The 20,432-nt window shown below is 41.9% G+C and carries 16 protein-coding genes; 6 read left to right on the plus strand and 10 right to left on the minus strand.

Annotated elements, in window-relative coordinates; translation table 11 throughout:
- Positions 1 to 130: 130 nt before the first annotated feature.
- A complete protein-coding gene (locus HCZ91_RS03420; RefSeq protein ID WP_179798167.1) occupies positions 131 to 1,252 on the minus strand; it encodes a PilT/PilU family type 4a pilus ATPase in 1,122 nt (373 codons plus the stop codon).
- 132 nt (positions 1,253 to 1,384) lie between these two features.
- Positions 1,385 to 2,440, minus strand: coding sequence for a type IV pilus twitching motility protein PilT (locus HCZ91_RS03425; protein WP_179798169.1), 1,056 nt, complete (start codon positions 2,438 to 2,440; stop codon positions 1,385 to 1,387).
- A 376-nt stretch (positions 2,441 to 2,816) separates the two neighbouring features.
- On the opposite strand from HCZ91_RS03425, the gene HCZ91_RS03430 reads away from it, so the two are divergent.
- Positions 2,817 to 3,533 (plus strand): YggS family pyridoxal phosphate-dependent enzyme, encoded by a 717-nt coding sequence (locus tag HCZ91_RS03430; RefSeq protein WP_179798232.1) that lies wholly within the window; start codon positions 2,817 to 2,819, stop codon positions 3,531 to 3,533.
- A 46-nt stretch (positions 3,534 to 3,579) separates the two neighbouring features.
- Here HCZ91_RS03430 and HCZ91_RS03435 read toward each other — a convergent pair whose 3' ends face one another.
- Positions 3,580 to 4,854 (minus strand): hemolysin family protein, encoded by a 1,275-nt coding sequence (locus HCZ91_RS03435; protein WP_179798172.1) that lies wholly within the window; start codon positions 4,852 to 4,854, stop codon positions 3,580 to 3,582.
- Positions 4,855 to 5,066: 212 nt separating this feature from the next.
- Positions 5,067 to 6,758 (minus strand): NAD+ synthase, encoded by a 1,692-nt coding sequence (locus HCZ91_RS03440; protein ID WP_102078089.1) that lies wholly within the window; start codon positions 6,756 to 6,758, stop codon positions 5,067 to 5,069.
- An 875-nt stretch (positions 6,759 to 7,633) separates the two neighbouring features.
- Between HCZ91_RS03440 and HCZ91_RS03445 the strand changes: the two genes are divergently transcribed.
- The 3 genes from HCZ91_RS03445 to epmA all read left to right on the plus strand — a co-directional run bounded on the left by HCZ91_RS03445 (position 7,634) and on the right by epmA (position 11,058).
- A complete protein-coding gene (locus tag HCZ91_RS03445; RefSeq protein ID WP_179798174.1) occupies positions 7,634 to 8,761 on the plus strand; it encodes an AI-2E family transporter in 1,128 nt (375 codons plus the stop codon).
- A gap of 108 nt (positions 8,762 to 8,869) precedes the next feature.
- Positions 8,870 to 9,979, plus strand: coding sequence for a 4-phosphoerythronate dehydrogenase (locus HCZ91_RS03450; RefSeq protein ID WP_179798234.1), 1,110 nt, complete (start codon positions 8,870 to 8,872; stop codon positions 9,977 to 9,979).
- A gap of 50 nt (positions 9,980 to 10,029) precedes the next feature.
- Positions 10,030 to 11,058, plus strand: coding sequence for an EF-P lysine aminoacylase EpmA (gene epmA, locus HCZ91_RS03455; protein ID WP_179798176.1), 1,029 nt, complete (start codon positions 10,030 to 10,032; stop codon positions 11,056 to 11,058).
- A gap of 158 nt (positions 11,059 to 11,216) precedes the next feature.
- On the opposite strand, the gene HCZ91_RS03460 is transcribed toward epmA, so the two are convergent.
- From HCZ91_RS03460 to HCZ91_RS03485, 6 genes are all read right to left on the minus strand, one after another.
- A complete protein-coding gene (locus HCZ91_RS03460; RefSeq protein WP_179798178.1) occupies positions 11,217 to 11,858 on the minus strand; it encodes an NAD(P)H-binding protein in 642 nt (213 codons plus the stop codon).
- 235 nt (positions 11,859 to 12,093) lie between these two features.
- Positions 12,094 to 12,543, minus strand: coding sequence for a DUF188 domain-containing protein (locus tag HCZ91_RS03465; RefSeq protein ID WP_102093310.1), 450 nt, complete (start codon positions 12,541 to 12,543; stop codon positions 12,094 to 12,096).
- A complete protein-coding gene (locus tag HCZ91_RS03470) occupies positions 12,543 to 13,919 on the minus strand; it encodes a 5-(carboxyamino)imidazole ribonucleotide synthase (RefSeq protein ID WP_179798180.1) in 1,377 nt (458 codons plus the stop codon). The genes HCZ91_RS03465 and HCZ91_RS03470 overlap by 1 nt, the downstream gene beginning before the upstream one ends.
- Positions 13,920 to 14,116: 197 nt before the next feature.
- Complete coding sequence (purE, locus tag HCZ91_RS03475) at positions 14,117 to 14,668, minus strand: 5-(carboxyamino)imidazole ribonucleotide mutase (RefSeq protein ID WP_165598368.1); 552 nt, start codon at positions 14,666 to 14,668, stop codon at positions 14,117 to 14,119.
- Positions 14,669 to 14,775: 107 nt separating this feature from the next.
- Positions 14,776 to 15,732 carry a metallophosphoesterase gene (locus tag HCZ91_RS03480; RefSeq protein WP_179798182.1) on the minus strand — a complete coding sequence of 319 codons (957 nt, stop codon included), beginning with the start codon at positions 15,730 to 15,732 and terminating at the stop codon, positions 14,776 to 14,778.
- Positions 15,733 to 15,835: 103 nt separating this feature from the next.
- Positions 15,836 to 16,444: a rhomboid family intramembrane serine protease gene (locus HCZ91_RS03485; RefSeq protein ID WP_165598370.1), complete on the minus strand. Its 609-nt coding sequence runs from the start codon at positions 16,442 to 16,444 to the stop codon at positions 15,836 to 15,838.
- A 421-nt stretch (positions 16,445 to 16,865) separates the two neighbouring features.
- Between HCZ91_RS03485 and HCZ91_RS03490 the strand changes: the two genes are divergently transcribed.
- Positions 16,866 to 18,503, plus strand: a complete 1,638-nt coding sequence (locus HCZ91_RS03490) for a hypothetical protein (RefSeq protein WP_179798184.1) — start codon at positions 16,866 to 16,868, stop codon at positions 18,501 to 18,503.
- A 294-nt stretch (positions 18,504 to 18,797) separates the two neighbouring features.
- Positions 18,798 to 20,396 carry an OmpA family protein gene (locus HCZ91_RS03495; protein WP_179798186.1) on the plus strand — a complete coding sequence of 533 codons (1,599 nt, stop codon included), beginning with the start codon at positions 18,798 to 18,800 and terminating at the stop codon, positions 20,394 to 20,396.
- Positions 20,397 to 20,432: the final 36 nt, after the last annotated feature.

Below are 20,432 nucleotides of genomic sequence, written 5' to 3' on the forward strand. Positions count from 1 at the left end.
TATCTAGAGTATAAGTAGAAACGCTTATTTCTATCAGTACTACTACGATATCGAACAATAAAAGAAGCCCTCGTTATAAATAACGAGGGCTTCTTTATATATGTCTATTATGCGTAGAAAGCGCAATAATTTAGCTAACATCTAACGATAAACTATCAGCACCTTCATCTAAATTCGCCTTACCGTTTTTGCTACTAAGCTTAATTTTGAGGCGCAAATCGTTAGGAGAGTCGGCATGTAGAATCGCTTCTTTATACGTTATCTCTCCTTGCTCATACAAATCAAAAAGTGCCTGATCAAAGGTTTGCATACCGCTGTCTCGAGAGCGTGTCATGACGTCTTTGATTTCATGCACCTCACCTTTACGGATATAGTCGCTAATTAGCTGTGAGTTTAATAAAATCTCAATAGCAGCACGGCGTCCTTTGCCATCAGGGGTTGGAATGAGCTGCTGAGCGATAATGGCCTGCAAGTTCAACGACAAATCCATAAATAACTGATTATGGCGATTGGTTTCAAAGAAGTGAATGATACGATCAATTGCTTGGTTAGCATTGTTTGCGTGCAACGTTGCAAACACTAGATGACCTGTCTCAGCGTACTGGATAGCGTAGTTCATGACTTCACGGTTACGAATCTCACCGATTAAGATGACATCGGGTGCTTGGCGTAGCGTGTTTTTTAGGCCTGCTTCAAATGAATGAGTATCGATACCAACTTCACGTTGGGTAATAATACAGCCGCGATGTTTATGAACAAACTCAATAGGGTCTTCTATCGTAATGATATGACCATGAGAGTTTTGATTGCGATGTCCTATCATTGCTGCAAGGGTAGTAGATTTACCTGTACCTGTTGCGCCAACTAATAGAATAATACCGCGTTTTTTCATGGCCAATTCTTTTAGCGCTGGCGGTAAACGTAACTCTTCAACCGTTGGAATATTATTTTCAATTTTCCGTAAAATCATCCCTGCCATATCGCGTTGTACAAATGCACTGACTCGAAAGCGAGCTTGCTGTGCTTCATCAGAGATGGCAAATTGACATTCATTGGTTTCTTCAAACTCTTTTCGTTGGCTTGGCGTCATCACACCTTTGACCAATCTCATGGTCTGCTCAGCACTTAAAGGTGTTCTACCGACAGGTAAAATTTTTCCATTCACTTTCATGGAAGGTGCTACGTCAGCAGTAATAAAAAGGTCAGAGCCATTTTTGCTGATCATTAACTGTAATAGTTTATCAATGTCCATATCGCACTTGTACCAGATGTAAGCCAATTAAAATCATATTTTAAAAACGTCAATAAAAAGTAAGAAAGTAATTACAGAGACCATGAGTTGTTTGTTATTTTTGATGGTATCTGTCAATACTGTCTGTCAGTACTATAAAAATGCCTCAGGCTGCTTGGCATAAGGACGTGCAACATCCTTACTAATAGTTCCTTTACTTACCAAGTTCTTTAACGTCTGATCAAGGGTAATCATGCCATCGCCTGCACCTGTTTGGATAGCAGAGTACATTTGGGCAATTTTGTTCTCACGTATTAAGTTACGGATAGCAGGGGTACCTATCATAATTTCATGGGCGGCTATACGTCCACCTACTTGACGACGTAATAACGTCTGTGAAATAACAGCTTGCAATGATTCTGACAGCATCGCGCGGATCATGTCTTTTTCAGCAGCAGGGAATACATCAATAACACGGTCAATCGTTTTAGCCGCTGAGCTGGTATGCAAGGTACCGAACACTAAGTGACCAGTTTCTGCTGCGGTCAACGCTAAGCGGATAGTCTCAAGATCACGTAGCTCACCAACTAAGATAACATCGGGATCCTCACGTAGGGCAGAGCGCAATGCTGGCTCAAAACCCAAAGTATCACGGTGTACTTCACGCTGGTTAATCAAGCTTTTTTTAGACTGATGCACAAATTCAATCGGGTCTTCGATAGTTAAAATATGCTCTTTACGGCTTTCGTTAATATAGTCAATCATCGCCGCAAGTGTTGTTGATTTACCTGAGCCTGTTGGGCCTGTGACCAATACCACACCACGCTTAAAGTCTGAAACGCGTCTAAAGACATCGCCCATACCTAAGTCTTCCATCGTTAATACTTTGGAAGGAATGGTACGAAATACAGCGCCTGCACCGCGATTTTGATTAAAAGCGTTGACACGAAAACGTGCTAGATTAGGAATTTCAAAAGAAAAATCCGTTTCAAAAAACTCTTCAAAGTCGGCACGTTGCTTATCATTCATGATGTCATAAATAAGCTGATGCACAACTTGATGGGTCATCTCTGGCATATTAATACGTGTCATTTCACCATCAACACGTATCATTGCCGGCATACCCGCTGAAATATGTAAATCTGACGCCTTATGCTTAACCGTAAAGCGCAGCAAGTCTTCGATATTAAGATTATTTTTTTCAGCCATAATTTGATATTCCTATCACTTAGTCTAGGTAAGACAAAACACTATAAAAGTACGTGGTAAACTATTTATCGATAGCCTTAGTATAATAAGAGATGATAAGAAGTTCACCAGTACAGGTCTTTACCATCACTAGCATATTCAGCAGCATATGTTAAAGCATGTAACAATATCATAACAAGACTATGAGTATTTAACCATCTACTAAATTAAGAAAAACCAAAACTGGATCGTTTTAAAATAATTCTTATAGGAGTTATTTCTAATTTACTTTTAAAAATCGGATAGTTATATTTTTTTTATAATAAAAATTGCAGAAAAAAATCTCAAAAAATTAATCAAGCAATAAGGGCAGAGCATGAAGGAAATGAATGGCAATATGAAGGAAATGAATGGCAATATTGATGAAGTGACACTTATCGATAATTGGCAACAAGTTAGTAAGCAGATGAAGCAAGCGTGTGATCATGCTGACAGACAGGCTGATAATGTTATGCTGCTGGCTGTTTCGAAAACGAAACCTGCCGATATGATCGCAACTTTAGCAAAGCAGGGACAGCGTGATTTTGGTGAAAACTATCTACAAGAAGCCATCGAAAAAATTACTGAACTTAAAGCTCAGCCTGTAGGCAAAAGTATCGTTTGGCATTATATCGGTAGTATTCAACGTAATAAGACACGTGACATTGCAGAGCACTTTGATTGGGTGCAAACGGTTGAGCGCGATATCATCGCCAAACGATTGAATGACCAACGACCAGCTGACCTGCCGCCATTGAATGTGTTGATCCAATTAAATATCGATAATGAAGATAGCAAGTCAGGATGCCTGCCAGCCCAGTTGCCAGAACTGATAACAGCGATCAAAGAGTATGAGCGTTTACAGCTACGAGGTTTGATGATTATTCCTGCTAAAGCAAATACGGATGCCTTTGCTCGAACTAAGCAGTTGTTTGAAGAGGTCAAAGCCGATTGTCCAGAATTAAATAATTGGGATACGCTTAGTATGGGTATGAGTGGCGATATGGCAGAAGCGATAGAAAACGGCACAACGATGGTACGTGTCGGCACCGCTATCTTTGGTCAACGTGCTTAAAACAATGTGAATAGGCTAGTTAAGCATTCTTTAACTAGCCAGTAAATTAAATGACATCTTCTAATTTGGTGACTAGCATCTGTGTGATTTTAAGATTATCAGTCGCAATAATCTCAAATCGATAATTGGCATACTCAATCGTATCGGTCTTCTTAGGAATTTTTCGGAGCATATACATCATAAATCCACTGATAGTCTCGTAATTTTGACTGCGTGGTAGGTCGACGATATCTAATGCACGAATTACATCTTCGATAGGGGTCATGCCATCGATTAACCAGGAGTTGTCAGTGCGCTGGACAATCGGCTGTTCCTCTAGCGTTACCAGCTCGCCCATCACAATGCTCATCACGTCCTTTAAGGTGATAACACCAACGACTAGGGCATATTCATTCACAATAACCGCAAAATCAGCGCCAGTAGATTTAAACATCTCTAATACCTCAAACAAAGACAACGTATCAGGCACGAAAAGTGCTGGTTTCAATAGAGTCTTGTTCGTTAAGCTAACTTCTTGTTGGTTCAAAACCAAAGCTAAAAAGCTACGAGATTCCACATAACCAATGATATGTTCTAAATCGTCATCATGGCAGACCAAGAACTTATTGTGTGGCTGCTCAATCATGATATTCACGACTTCTTCGGTACTTGTCTTGGTATCAAAATAAACGATATTTTCTCGAGGATTCATCACTGAGGTGACGGTACGCTCTTGCATATCAAAGATATTTTCGATCAAGTGATGCTCTTGCTTCTTTAATACACCTGCTTCAGCACCAGCATCCATCACTGCATAAATATCTTCTGGTGTCATATCATCTTGACGGATGGTTGAGATGCCAAAAAGCTTAAACAGGATATTTGCAGCCCCATCGAACACCCATATAATGGGCTTTAGTATAAATATTAATAGCATCATCGGGCGCACAAGCCGTACCGCTATCGTCTCTGCATTTGACATGGCCAAACGCCTAGGCATTAGATCAGCAAGTAGTGAAAACAAACTCGTAATAAGTACAAACGATATGACTGATGCTATCGTTTCACTATTCAATAACTGCTCGAGATAAGGACTAATGGCCGACTCACCCACGGCACCAGCTGAAATAGCGACCGCATTTAGCACTATTTGTACTACGGTGATAAAGCTACCAGGATGCTCTTGCATATTGAGCACATCAAGTGCGCGAACATCGCCTTCTTTTGCCATAATTTGGAGCTTGATTTTGCGGCCTGCAGCAATGGCAATCTCAGCAGCAGAGACAAAGGTACTTAAGGCAAGCAGTAAAAGAAGAAAAACACTAGCGGTTAGCAAACTCATGACGTACTCGAAAAAAAATAAAGATAATTGAGGCAAATAGTTGGTGAAACTGTGTGGAAAAGAATATGGCTAGGTGTAGATATTTTTGGTGGGTAAAAACCAAAAAAGCTGGGCAAGCACCCAGCTAATAGTAAAAAATTCGATATCTTGTAAAACTGGTGAACTAGTACCTCTCAACTTATAGATAGCAGAAGTTGAGAGGTGTGTAGTAATTAACCTTTGATTGACCACTTATTGACTAATGGATAACGGCGCTCACGTCCAAAAGCTTTGTGGCTAATCTTAGTACCGATAGGAGATTGCAAGCGTTTGTATTCGCTGTTGTCTACCATCTTGATGACTTTGGCGACCATCTCAGCATCAAAGCCTTTATCAATAATCTCTTGATAGCCCATATCTTCATCGATATATGACGTCAAGATACCATCTAACACATCGTAGTCTGGCAAGCTGTCTTGATCTTTTTGATCTGGACGTAGTTCAGCCGATGGCGGACGAGTAATAACGCGCTCAGGAATAACCGGCGTATCTTCTAAACGGTTACGATAGCTCGCCAATTTATAGACTTGAGACTTATATACGTCTTTTAGTACGTCAAAGCCGCCAGCCATGTCGCCATATAGCGTTGAGTAACCAACAGCCAATTCTGACTTGTTACCAGTCGTGATAACTAAATGACCGAATTTATTGGACAATGCCATCAAAATCACACCGCGAGCGCGCGCTTGGATGTTTTCTTCTGTCGTATCCGCTGGCGACTTATTGAATAACGGCGCTAGCGTATGACGGATGCCTTCGACAGCGTCAAAAATAGGGCAGACGGTGTAAGAAACATTTAAGCGGCGCGCCTGTGCTTGAGCATCTTCTAGACTGATTTGAGAGGTATACTCGTATGGCATCATGACCGCATATACCTTATCAGCGCCTAGAGCGTCAACAGCAATACAAAGCGTCAATGCCGAGTCAATACCACCTGACAACCCGACAATAATGCCAGAGAACCCTGAATGGTTAACATAGTCGCGTAGACCGACGACTAACGCTTGATACATTTCAGATTCACGGCTCAAGGTTAGAGGCGCTTTGGTCTGCTCGTTGAATTTAGCAGTTTTGACGTCTAACGTAGCCAGTAGCAACTGGTTCATAAAGCGCGGCGCTTCATGAGCAATGCTACCGTCAGCTTGTACAGCCATAGAGCCACCATCAAACACTAGATCGTCTTGCCCGCCCACTGCGTTGACATAGACGATAGGTAGTTTGTTTTCACGGCTACGCTTGGCAAGCATGGTTTTGCGATTGTCTTGCTTTTCAATCTCAAAAGGTGAGGCATTTAAGCTTACGATTAGATCAGCACCTTGCTTTTTAAGCTCAGAGATAGGCCCTTTTTCCCACAAATCTTCACAGATAAGCAGACCAATAGTAATGCCTTTATAGTCAAATAAAACTTGATTACGACCTTTATCGAAGTAGCGACGCTCATCAAACACGCCATAATTTGGCAAAATTTGCTTATGATAAAAGCCTTTTTGATGACCATTATGCAGGATGGCAGCAGAGTTAAAAGTACCGTGATGGTCGACATGCGGATAGCCGACGATCATGACGATATCATCAATATCACTCAAAGTAGATAAAGCGCTTTTCACACGGCCTGATAAGCTTGGGCGTAGCAATAAATCTTGTGGAGGGTAGCCTAGTAGCGCTAACTCTGGGAATACGATTACGTCAGCACCCTGTTCGCGTGCTTGTAATGCTAGGGTACGCATTTTTTCGACGTTGGTTGAGATATCGCCGACCAAAAAATGTGATTGAGCTAAGGCAAAAGTGACAGTATCTTGTGGTTTATTGGTCTTACTGGCTTCGTTTGAGGTGTTAGAGTTGGGGTTATCAGTGTCTTTTGACATTGTTATTGTTCCTATCGATATATTATTAAAATTTGGTGTGTCTGTATTGATTTCAAATAAAATCAAAGTAAATCCGAAATTAACTCAAAACTGCGCTCTGGCATATCAAGCTCAAATATTGAGCTGATATGCTGAGTCTAAATTTCGTATAAGCCTTTATAAAAGACTTATGATTTTGCTCAAGTAACTCACTCTAAGTGATAGCGACACCCTAAAATGAGAACTTATGATAGTCTAAAAGAAGACGATATAAGCAGGTGTTGAAATCTGGCTCAAAGGATTCAATGTCTGTACGACGATGTAAATAAACATGTGCAAATAAACTTAACTACACTGAAAAGCTTAAAATAATTGCTTTAGTATAACATCAATTGTCGCGACAAATAGAACGCACCAGTGGATTCCCTTATAAGATAACAGTTTAAAAGCTGAACATAAAAACAGTTTTCAATACATCATTTTTACACACTAAATTCATGCATTATGCGCTAGTCATTATCGTCGTCATCTAGTAAGCTTGCATAGACAAAGTTGTAAGTAAAGATTACAACAACGCGTTATATAATTCACACGCTTTATTGCATAATAAAGTGTGCTAGCTGCATTTTTATTGTGTTATCTATGATAATAAATTGCTATGAATTCACGCTATGGAACTGAACACAGTCATACTATTTAACTGTTATATTACTTAATCTTCATGTGAACTTATAAGTCTGTAGCAATATAAGTCCGACGCAATGCTTTTTTGTATGATTCGCAACTCTCGCTAATGGATATGGCTTACAGACAGTGTCTAAGAGCTAATATTCATCACACATTTATAAACTCGCCAGCAAAACTATCGTTTGCTGTCCGCTTTTGGTTTATACGCTATGATTGAAAACTGGACAAAAGAATTTATTATTCAGCGCTTATTAGCAATTACGTTGCTAGTGGTGCTGTTCGTATTGTGTTTTCAAGTGGTACAGTTTTTTATTGTACCGGCGCTGTGGGCAGCGATTTTGGCCTATGTAACTTTTCCTATCTATAATTTCTTCCATGAAAAGGTAAAGCTAAGCCCAGACTTTAGCGCCGCTATTATGACGGTGAATATTTCACTGATAATTGGTGTGCCAGTGGTTATCGGTGTGTTTATCTTGCAGCAAGAAGCTTTAAGTTTAATCAGTAATTTGATTTACCGTATCAAGGTAGGTTACTTAGATGTGCCTGACTCCCTCAAAGATTTGCCTATCATCGGTCAGCAAGTCAAAGACGTACTGTGGCGTATCAATAAAAACCCAGAAGGAACGCTAGAAGCTTTTCGCATTTGGGTTCAGTCGCATTTATATTATGGCAAAATAGCCTTTGATGTGGTGTTCAGTAGTTTGGCCAAACTCGGTATGGCGTTAATGACGCTCTTCTTTTTTTATCGTGATGGCACTAGTCTGGTTCGGCAGATTCGTCAAGCGCTGCGTAACATCATCGGCAATCGTATCGACGGTTACATCGATTCTGTGGGTACAACTACGCGCGCTGTGGTATACGGCATCGGGCTGACGGCATTGGCTCAGGCATTATTGGCTGGTATCGGCTATTACTTCGCTGGTGCACCAAGTCCTATTTTATTGACCATTGTTACTTTTATTATTGCCTTGATTCCGTTTGGCACGCCATTCGTTTGGGGCGGGGTATCGATTTGGCTGTTGAGCCAAGGACATACTGCAGAGGGTATTGGATTGGCACTATGGGGTGTACTGGTAATTAGCTGGGTGGATAATTTGATTCGTCCTATCGTCATTAGCGGCGCGACCAAAATCCCTTTTATCATTATTTTTATTGGTGTATTAGGTGGTCTAACAGCGTTTGGCTTTGTCGGTTTGTTTATTGGGCCTGTCGTGTTGGCTATCGGGCTTGCAGTATGGCGCGAGTGGATATCGCAGCATAAGAATGAGATATTTGCTCAGCAAGAGGTGATGCTTTCTGACTCTCGTGCGATAGATCCTGTGCACGAACCAGAATAACAAGTCGCTAGCAAATACGATGTAAAAAATTATCGATAGAGATGATGAATAATGACAAATGAGAATATGGCAGATTCGACGAATAATAAGATCGATAAATTAAGTACAATTAAAAATATCACTATTTTAGCGGACAGCAACATCACCAGTCTAAATGATTTTTTTAATGACGCTATGCTTAGTCAGCTGACTGAGCATACGGTTGATATCATTACTGTCGCTGGTCGAGATATCAATGCAGCGCTACTTACCGAAGTACAGCCAGATGTACTGCTAATACGCTCGGTGACAAAAGTAGGTAAGACTTTACTGGTTGATAATAACAGTGTGCAGTTTGTTGGGTCTGCGACTATTGGGACCGACCATGTAGATCAAGATTATCTAGCGTCTCGCAATATCACTTTCGCCAATGCAGCTGGTTGTAGCAAGCATTCTGTGGCTCAATATGTATTGACGGCTATTTTCACTTTGCGTCCGCAGTATTGGCAGCAGTCGGCGTCATTAACATTAGGCATCATTGGTCTTGGCAATATCGGCGGCACGCTTGCTCAGTATGCCTATGATTTGGGTTGGCAGGTGCTAGGTTATGATCCCTTGTTACCAACCTCTAAAACTAATAATGCTAGCTTGGAGCAGGTACTTAGCCAAAGTGACGTGGTTAGTCTGCATGTGCCTTTAACCAATGAGAAGAATGCGACGAATCCTAAAGGTAGTGATTACCCAACACGTCATCTGATTAATGCAGCTGCATTGGCAATGATGCCTGCGGATACGATATTGATTAATAGTGCGCGCGGGCCTGTGATTGAGGAAAGCGCGCTTGAAGCCGACATTGAGCGTACTGGACGTCAAGTGGTGCTAGACGTGTTTGAGCATGAGCCAGAAGTCGCAGTAAGTTTACTATCCAAACTTACTATTGCCACACCGCATATCGCTGGCTATACGCTAGAAGGTAAGCTACGTGGCACACAAATCATTTATGATGCCTTGTGTGAAAAATTATCGATACATCCAGCTCAATCTATGTCCAATCTGCTACCGCTAAATATGTTCTTATGGTCTGAACTAAAATCACATCCAGACAGATTGGCAAAGTTTTATGACATCATGCAAGATGATACCCCATTGCGAAATAAAGCAGTTGATGGGCAAGTAAATGGTGCTGACTTCGACGGTTTGAGACGTGATTACCACTTGCGCCGTGAGTGGCAGTTTTAATTAAACAAGATACTGAGCAACCAATCATTCATCAGTCGCAGTAGAGCCCAATGACTCAAGCAAATAATATTTCTTCGCAGCTTATTACTTCTAAGCCTAGCTACGCACCAACCATAACACTTGCGATGGCGCAACAACGCGCGCAATTCGTCAGCAATATTCGGCAGTTTTTTACCAGTCGACAAGTGCTAGAGGTGCAGACACCGCTATTATCTCAAGCAGGCAATACAGACACTTTTTTGCAGTCTGTAGCAGCTCATGTGACCTATCAAGACCGTCCGCGCACTTATTATTTGCATACCTCGCCTGAGTTTGCGATGAAGCGTTTATTAGCCAGCTGGCAAGTGCCTATTTATCAGATTTGTCCTGTCTTTCGTGATAATGAAATAGGCACGCGTCATAATATTGAATTTACGATGCTTGAATGGTATCAACCGAATTATAGTCTGGACGAGATGGCAACTGAACTTAATGAGTTGTTAGAAGCGCTTTATGGTCATTCTGTTGTGATGAGTCATTATCGCTATGTCGATGCCTTTATGGACTTTGTGGGCATACATCCGTTGACAGCGAGTTTAAGTGCATTGCAAGCTGTAGCAGAAGATATGGGTTTGATAGGATTTGATTTTAATAATGCTGGTGATAGCGAAGAAAACCGTCGTCAGAGCTGGTTAGATTTGTTATTCAGTCATGCCGTAGAGCCAAACCTAGGTCATGATTTGCCGACATTGATTATAGAGTATCCACCTGCGACCGCTGCACTAGCGAAAACCGCTATGGACAAAGACGGTAATAAAATTGCGAAACGTTTTGAGCTGTATATTAATGGCGTTGAGATCGCCAACGCTTATGATGAATTAGCAGATGGTCAAGCATTGCGTGACCGTTTTGAACAGGACAATCAATCACGTGCGCGTCATAACTTACCTCAAATGCCAATCGATGAGCATCTATTAGCTGCCTCCAATGATTTGATGCCATGTAGCGGTATTGCAGTCGGTATGGATAGATTGCTAATGGTGTTGATAGGTGCAAGCAGCTTGGAAGAAGTCATTCCTTTTCCCAGTGGGCAAGCATAATTGAATGAGCTTCTTTTAGATTAGCTGTAATCTAAATACATAATAAAAAGGTCGTTGTCGATTTACCAATTAGATATTGGCGAATCGATAACGACCTTTTGTATTGGCTGCTTTTAAAATCTAGCGTCTACAACCAATTTTGCTAATACTAAATTTATTTATACCGTAGCGACTGCTTCATTGATATCGATATCACCATTGTGTAGATTGAAGACTTTGCCTATGGTGTTATCTGCGGTTAATACTGCTGCTAACGTTGTCGCTACATCTTCGATGGCATTCTCACCAGAACTGGTATCATTAATAGTAATTTTACCAGTGCCTGCGCGTTCTTTTAGTGCGCCTGGCTGTACGATAGTGTAATCCAGCGAGCTGTTATTCACTAACCAGTGATCTGCGTAGTGTTTAGAGATGTAGTATTCTTTTAGGTCTGCAATACCTGGGTTTTCATCCCATTTTTCAGTTTCTAATGAAAAGACTGAGCTCAGCATAATATAACGTTTAATGCCTTTATCTTGTGAAGCCTGCATCGTTTTTACAGCACCATGCAAATCAACTTCTAAGACGTTTTTACCACCAGACCCTGCAACAAAGTAAACAGCTTCAATGTCCTGATCTAGTTGTTTTTCAATAGAGTCTTTACTGGCTGTAAGGTCTAAATCTAGCTGGGTATAATTGTCATTATTAAATAGTTTTTCTTTCTGACGAGTCGTACCAATAACTTGATGATCATCAGCCAATAACTGCTTAACCAAATCACCGCCCACTCGACCACTTGCACCAACGACTAAAATTTTCATAATCATTCCTATTCTTATTTAAATGCTATTTTTTGAATTATTCAGTAAGTTTATTTATCTTAAAAACTGAATATAGAGTAACAAAGATAGGTAGCACGCTTCGTTATAAAGCGTGCTGATTGAATAGTGTTTGGTTATAGAGTGTATACAGTTTGCAAGGAAGCAAACGTTGGCTAAATAATGTTACTTAATAGAAGACAGGATGGGTAGGCGTCAGATAGAACGATAAAAGGCATTAACGAACCAAGCGATTGAGACCGTCGGCAAAGGCTTTTTTATCCCGATCGCCGTAAGGTTTTTGCCCGCTCATTTCCTGCAACTCTAGGACACCAGTACCGCGCATAGTATCCATAAAGTCGCGCATATTGAGCTTCTGCTTGATGTTGTTCTTATCGTAGACCACGCCGCGCGTCGTCAATACCATGCCACCTTTGTCCAAAATGTCATTGGCCAAGGGGATATCGCTAGTGATAGCCAAGTCACCAGCCTGTATCTGCTCAACGATATAATCATCAGCTTTGTCGAACCCTGATGGCACGACAGTCATAACAAGTAGGGGCGACTTGCGTAACTTGATCGGCTGATTGGCCACAAATATGGCCATGGTCTTGGTACGTTCAGCCGTTTTAATAATCAAATCTTTGGCAATCAATGGTACCGAGTCTGCGTCCACCCAAATCTGCATTATTTATTGGCCTTCTCAGATTTTGATGTAGTAGTAGTCAGGCTGCCTGCTTGGCTGTCTTTATGGTCTAGTTCATCAGCTGTGGCATCATTTTGAATACTGTTCTGAACACTGTTTTTAGCATTACTCTTAGTATCGACGTCTACTTTACTAGGCTGAGTATCTACATTTGCATATTCTTTATCTAGACCAACCTTGTTTGGCAAGATAGCAACCAATTTTGCCATAGCAGGTTCTAAATCAGTCACATCATTAGGCATCAAGGTGATATGAGCAATCTTGCGATCGTCACGCTCAGCCTTATGATAGCTATGATAATGAGCGCCATCGATATTTAGCACTGCACTGATATCGGGATATTGACCCAGTACATTCACCATAATCGCAGGATGCACGTTATCTGTATCACCTAATGGCAAATTAACCACGGCACGGATATGGTTCTCAAACTGGCTGGTAATAGCGCCTTCGATACTCCAGTGTCCAGAGTTGTGGACCCGTGGTGCGATCTCATTCGCCAATATCGCATTATGACCGCGAGCATCTTTGGTGACGAATAATTCAAGCGCCATAACGCCAACATAATCCAAATGGTTCATGATTTTGGTGATAGCGTCTGTTGCTTGTTGAAACAGGTGACTCGTGCCAACAGCAGGTGCTTGAGTTTTGGCCAAAATACCGTTGTAATGATGATTTTCGACCAAATCGTAACAGCGTACCTGACCGTTTTGCGCTCTTGCTGCAATGATAGAGACTTCACGACTAAAGTTAATAAAACCTTCAGCAATTAACGGCGCAGGTGTTGGCGTAAGTGAGCCTTTACCACTGACAGCGTCCTTTAAATCTAGCCAAGCAGCTTTAATATCACTGTCTTGCTTGATAACGAACTGACCTTTGCCATCGTAACCACCTCGGCTGGTTTTTAGAACGATAGGCAGTCCTAACTCTTTACAAGCGTGCTTGAGCTCAGCTTCAGAATTTACTTCCATAAATGGCACGGTTGCGATATCAAGTGTGTTGAACATCTGTTTTTCTTTTAGACGATCTTGAGCGATATCAAGCGCAATCAGCGGTGGGAACATGCCTTGCTTGCTGCCAGACTTTGACAAGCTAACCAGCTGCTCGACTGTAGATGTTGGCGTGTTTTCAAACTCTAACGTAAAGACATCCGCTGCTGCGATAAAGTCTTCTAATTGATCGCTATGAAAGACACGACCGTATAAGCTGGCAGGGCATTCTGGATTGTCTTCTAAGAATACACATTGGTAACCCAGTGGCATGGCGGCTTCGGCAAGCATCATACCAAGCTGACCACCGCCTAAAATACCGATGGTACGAATGGTTTGGGTAATAGGATAAGCGTTTGCTGTAGTCATGGCAGGCTCTTTGGATAAAAGTGAATAAGGTGTTTGGGCTATTAAAATCTAAAACTCAATGGGTGAAAATAGGAAAAGGTGCACTGTATGCACCTTATCTCTACTCGGAATTGCTTAAAAATATACAGTGATAGCTTCAATCGGTAAGCTATAAATATAAAAGACGCTGCTATAAAAGTCGATCGACTTATATCTACCTAAGGATTGATAATACCTGGTGTTGGGCTAGCAAGAATAGTCTCAGTCTGAGACTGGCGCATCTGATCGAGCTTAGTAGCAATCGTAACATCATGCAATGCCAGTACTTGAATTGCAAGTAGGGCGGCGTTATAAGCACCAGCAGCACCAATCGCCAAAGTGCCAACAGCGACGCCTTTTGGCATTTGTACGATAGACAGTAGACTATCCCAACCACTCAGCATAGATGACTTTACGGGGACACCAAAGACAGGTAGCGGCGTTTGGCTGGCACACATACCCGGCAGATGAGCGGCACCGCCTGCACCAGCAATGATCACTTGTAGACCATTGTCTTTTGCGCTTTTGGCATAATCAAATAATCTATCAGGCGTACGGTGTGCAGAGACAACTTCACAATCAAAAGCAATGTCAAAGTCTGCAAGCAATTGCGCAGCAGCACTCATAGTTGCCCAGTCAGACTGTGAACCCATGATAATGCCGACTTTTGGCTGACCAGCAGGGGAGGTGATTGGACCGTTCTGGTTAGCAGCAGTATTCGTGGTGCTCATGATTGGATATCCTCAAAAAGACCATCATACAAAAATTTTGCTACACTCGTAAAGCCAAGTTTGACTTTTAATACTTGTCTGGCACTAATTGCAGTGATATCACGATTTTATATATGTTTTTCATCGTGATAATGCTGAACAAAGTGATGGGCTGTCAATGGTAATGGTTGTTCGGTATCGAGTTGATAGCATGTTAGATAGCCGCTATCTACTGCTGCAGAGTAGTCGGTACAGGCAACTTGTGGACTGAGTGGCTCAGGTGTGCCAGTGAGCCAATAGTGCCCGACAAACACAGGTTTATGAGTTTTTAATTCAAAGTCAATATTTTCAGCCAGCGCATCAGGCGGTATTTGTGCCAATGCGGACGATGGAGCACGAGACACTTCACGAAGTGTGCGTGTATTAAGCTCATCTAGCCACCAACGTACTCGCACTCGTGTACGCTCAGTACCTTCTTTATCTACCATCACAATACCATCAGGTAAGCTTGTTTCAACCCCTTTTAGTACTCGCTCTAAAGCGTCAAAGGCGATGGTATCTTCTTTAGCCGTCGCGATTAAACCTGCTGGAGTTAAACAGTTATCGTCAGTCAGAAGGGGTTTTAGTATTGCCATGCTATCTGTATCCCAGCAAGCATGTACAAAACAGGCGTAGTCGGTCTCAATCCATAATGGAGTTTCGTATAAACGCTGCAACCAGTACTCATGTTGCTCTGAGCCGAATGGTATCTCTGCTAAAAACGCCTCGTGTTGGCGTCTGTGGATGTCGTTGTGCGAGCGTAAATACTGGCTAGTATTATCGGGATCGCGCGTGGCATATGCCAATGCATTATATTCATGGTTGCCCATCACTGCATCGGCTACATCGGCATCTAGCATTGCAAAGACAATCTCTAACGTGGCTAATTGCTGCGAACCACGATCGATCAAATCGCCGATGAACAACGCCCTGTGACCTATTGGTGGCACGAAATGCTGACCGTTATGCTCATAGCCCAACTGATGCAGCAGACCGACCAGTTTGTCTGCATAACCATGTATATCACCGATAATATCTATAATCATAATGTATTACTAAATCTCAAATGTAGAAATATAATGTGCGCAAAATAGTATTTATAAAGTACAGCTGCCTTTAAAATGCTAGCTTTAATATACGTAAAAATGTCTAAAATCCTGGTGATAGTAACGCATTGATAAAATGCGGTAGTACTTTTGGTTCCAAAACAATCGTAGCGATAACGCCAAATGCGCCGCCCCACATATGAGCCATGTGATTGATATTTGAGCCACCGCGTCGATCCGCATAGATACTATAAAATATATAAGCCACAGCAAATAGTATCGCAGGAATAGGAATCACGGCAAAGAGGTAAATTCTCTCCCATGGTGCTAACAGAATAAAAGCAAACAGCACAGCTGATACGCCGCCTGATGCGCCTAAACTCAAATAACTGGCGTTGTTCTTATTTTTCACGTAACTTGGAATCATGGCAACGATAATTGCCAACACATAAAAAACCACAAAACCGTAGCCGAATAAAAACGGCTGATATAGTCCTTCGATAGCACGCCCAAAAAAATACAAAGTAAACATATTAAAGAGCAAATGCATACTATCAGCATGAATAAAGCCGTGGGTCACAAAGCGATCCCATTGCCCATTGTTGACTGCTGGCGGGTAAAAAATCAATCGATTAAATAGCGTCTTGTTTTGCCAAGCCAATAAGCTGACAATAACGGTAATAATGATAATAAGCGTCGTATGGTTTAACAAAGGAAAATCCTTAGGCCGTGCCTGATATGTGACAATGTTACAAATGACAAGCTACAAATGACAATATTCAAAGCCTAAGCGTTACGGCTGATTAAAAAGTAAGTTTGACGTCTGATCCGTATTAAGTACTAACCATTAGCAATAGACTAATACTAACAGCAGTTGCGATAACGCGAATACCTATTGTGTGACAAAACGATGCTTTTTTATGCGGTTATAGTGAATAATGTAGCAGTGTACCATGCAACATAAGTGAAACTTTTAGAGCGATGGTAATGAAGACACCAATAACTAAGGTAATGCTCAGACTAGTTACGAGTACGGCCTTAGTTAAAAAGTAACATTTCCAAATGATGTACATAAAAACAAAATAAGTGCTCAATTTTGCACATTCAAATAAGGCTGATAGAGGCAGTGGAATATGAACATTATTGACCAGCTAGAACAAACGGTAACCCCAGCTGTAATGGGTAATGATGACAGCAATAATGTCGCCTATGTCAGTCTACTTGAGCAATTTTATGCTGTTTTGGCCGCGCGTTTAGCTGTGCCACAGGTTTACTCACAATTGCTGCGTACTGATCAAGTAATGACTAGCAGCAATAATGAAAGCCCTTTATTTGAACAAATATGGCAAGATAAAAGCCTGCAAGAAATTATCGTCCAAGAATTGTCAGCCACCCACCACATTGATGAGCAGACAACTGAGCAACTACTAATTAGTGCCGCACCATTGGCATATCGTGAGCTAAAAGTATTGGCCAATGGGCAGTTTTTGCCAGCATTTTTACAAGAGAAGCAGGCTGCTTTACGTCCATATTTACCTATCTGGGCAGCAGCTGTGATTACGGCTACTCAAGGTGTAAATCAGCAAGTACAAAAAAGCTTTGGTTCAGATGATAATAATGTGCCAGTACATATGCCAGTAAGTGACGACATATCGAATAGAATTGAGGACGCTACTTTAGCTACTGGCATAGACACACCAACAACGAATAATGATGCAGAAAGTATAGAGCAAATATCAACTGCTGAGCGTGCAAACACTGAAGCGTTAGATAACGATACGATGGCCAATAGCGATGCTATTCATGCCAATCCAGCAGCCTACCATTTGGCAGAAAATAGTAATTTAAAGCATGCACAAGTACGCACTCGCAATCAACGAAACGATCTACTAATACGTGTATTTTTATTAATAGTAGCTCTAGCTGCGCTTGCACTAGCAGCATGGGCATTATTAGTGAAACCCAATAATGAAATACCAGTAGAACCTGCGGCCACAGTACCTGTTGAACCACAGCCAGCACCCGTGCCTCCTGTACCAACAACGACTCCTGTTGAGCTTATTGTCGGTGTAGACAACGGCGGTAACTTGTACACTTGTAGCGCGACCGTTGGCGATGCTGCACTGCAAAGCACGTTGCAACAGGCACTCAATACAAGCTTTGGTGAGCAGGCAAGTATTTGTGAATTAAACATACAGGATGGGGTAGCAACTACAATCGCTAATATGCCTGCCGAAATACTGTCCAATGTCTTGACGATGCTTAGATCAACACCATTTGCACGTTTGCATGTGCAAAATGATCGTCTCACACTGGAGGCGCCAGACAATATGCTGCTGCAAAAACTGGTTACAGAAGTACGCAACTTAGCACCAGCGATGGTGGTCGAGAGTACAGCACCATTACCGTTGCCTGATAATAGCAATATTGGTGATGCTACGAACAACATGGCAAACGCAAATAACCAGTTTGTAGATGATGGGGCGGGGATTAATAATCAATACAATAATAATGGGGTAAATAGTAACTCTGGCGAATACCAAGCATCAGATGATGATACTGGAGATCGTGTGATACCAACTCCTTTGCCTAACAATAATAACAGTTTTAATAATGCGCCCAACAATCTGCCTACCAATGGCGCGAGTAATATTCCCAACAACTTTCCTTCGAATAATCAAACGACCAGACCGCCAGGACCTTTTTCACCTTCAGAAGTGGATGAGATGGCAAACACAGTCATCGTTGCTGAACCAGCTCAAGTTAGGTAGTTTTTATAAGGCACGCTGTTTTATAGGGCGTGTCTTTTTCTATGGCCTATCTTTTCATGTAGCTTGGCTATAGTTACGTGTGCCATCCGAAACATTACTTACTGTATCATTTGCACAACAACGTACAGACTGTGAATAGCAGCTTAAGAATTTTATAATAATCAAAACCAAATAAAGTAGTTTGATGGATTTATTGCCACCATGACTACTATGACGATTGAATACAAAAGAATGAAATAGCTGCTTTTTGAGCAAACGAATCATATAAATAAAAATTAAGGGGAGAGCCATATTATGGATATTATTAGCCACTTGACACGCACCGTCAGCCCAGCCGTATTGGAAGATGACCGTAGCCCAGCTAAGAAAAATCTACTAGAACAGTTTTATGCCATTTTTGCTGCTCGTCTTGCAGACAATGATACTTTTAGCCGCTTTGCTAATGAAAACATTGCCCGTGACGACAATGCTTTTTATGACCGTGTATGGACAGAAGGAGCACATCGCGACCAAATTTCTCGTGAACTGGCAGGCAAACATAATGTCGATGCAACGGCCTCACGTGGTTTGATTGCGATGGCAGCGCCATTGGCTTTTCATGAAATCAAAAGCTTGGCTGGTACTACGCCTGTTCCGCAATTTTTGAATGACAACCTGAACAGTTACCAGCATCATATCCCTGCATGGGCGGGTACTGTTTTGCCTGCTAGTGCAGTCGCTGCCACTTCTACTACGGCTGGCACACCAATTTCTGATACTACCAGTACAGCGCCACTACAAAAAGAAGAAGAGCCAAAAGAGAGCTTTATGAAAGCACTGCTACCTATTATTGGTTTGATTATCTTGGGTGCATTGGCTTGGGCACTACTCAGAGGATGTCAAGAAAACCCCGAGCCTGTAGCAACACCAGCAGCCACAGTACAGCAAGGGGCACAAGGTAATGAGGCACTAGCGGTTGCCGGCGCGATTGAGCCTGCATCACTGAGCATCGCAACTGGTGAAAATAGCGAGCTGTATGCTTGTCGTATGAGCGTAGGTGATGAGACATTACAAACCAATGTTATGAATGCTTTGACTGGTGCATTTGGTGACCAAGCCAATAAATGCCGTGCTGACGTTGATGATAATTTTGCAGTAGATATGCCAGCATCCGCTCAATTGGCAACGATATTACCAATTATCAAAAATGTACCGAATGCGAGCATGATTATCAAAGGCGATAATATTACTGTGAATGCTCCTGATAAAGCCGTATTGGATAAGTTGGTTGCCGACCTACAAGCAGCTGCTCCTGCCATGACCGTGCAAGCTGAAGGTCCATTAGACCTACAAGGCGAGATTGACGATAGTCTGGCTGCTGCAGATGTGGCGATGACCAATCTAGGTGAAAACCCAGATCCACGTGATGTTGCTCGTGCTTTAAGTATTCAGGTGATTAACTTCCAAGTAGACGAAGCGGTTATACCTGAAGTCAATAAAGCGCTATTAGACCGTGCTGCAGAAATCATCAATAACGTACCTGATATGAAGCTGATGATTGTCGGTCATACAGACAGTCAAGCCTCTGATACCTATAATATGGAGCTGTCTCAGGAGCGTGCTGAGTCAGTGAAAGCTTATCTAGTATCTAAGGGAGTTGATGCCAGTAAACTAACTACCAAAGGCATGGGCGAATCAGAACCAATCGCGGACAATTCAACCGAACAAGGTCGCTTCCGCAATCGCCGTATTGAATTTATGGTCAATGATGAAGTGGTCAGCGCAAATGATGGCATGATGATAAACAGTGATTCGCTAGACCCAGATATGAACCCATTAGATAGTAATAATGATGACTTGTTACCAGATGGTGATGATGCTACTCAAGGTACTGCGGTAGACCCAACCAATTAATCTACATGTTCTTATTTTGATTATAGTTAGACTGTA

Origin of the sequence: Psychrobacter sp. BI730 (genome assembly GCF_013414195.1) — a bacterium.
Lineage (GTDB): Bacteria > Pseudomonadota > Gammaproteobacteria > Pseudomonadales > Moraxellaceae > Psychrobacter.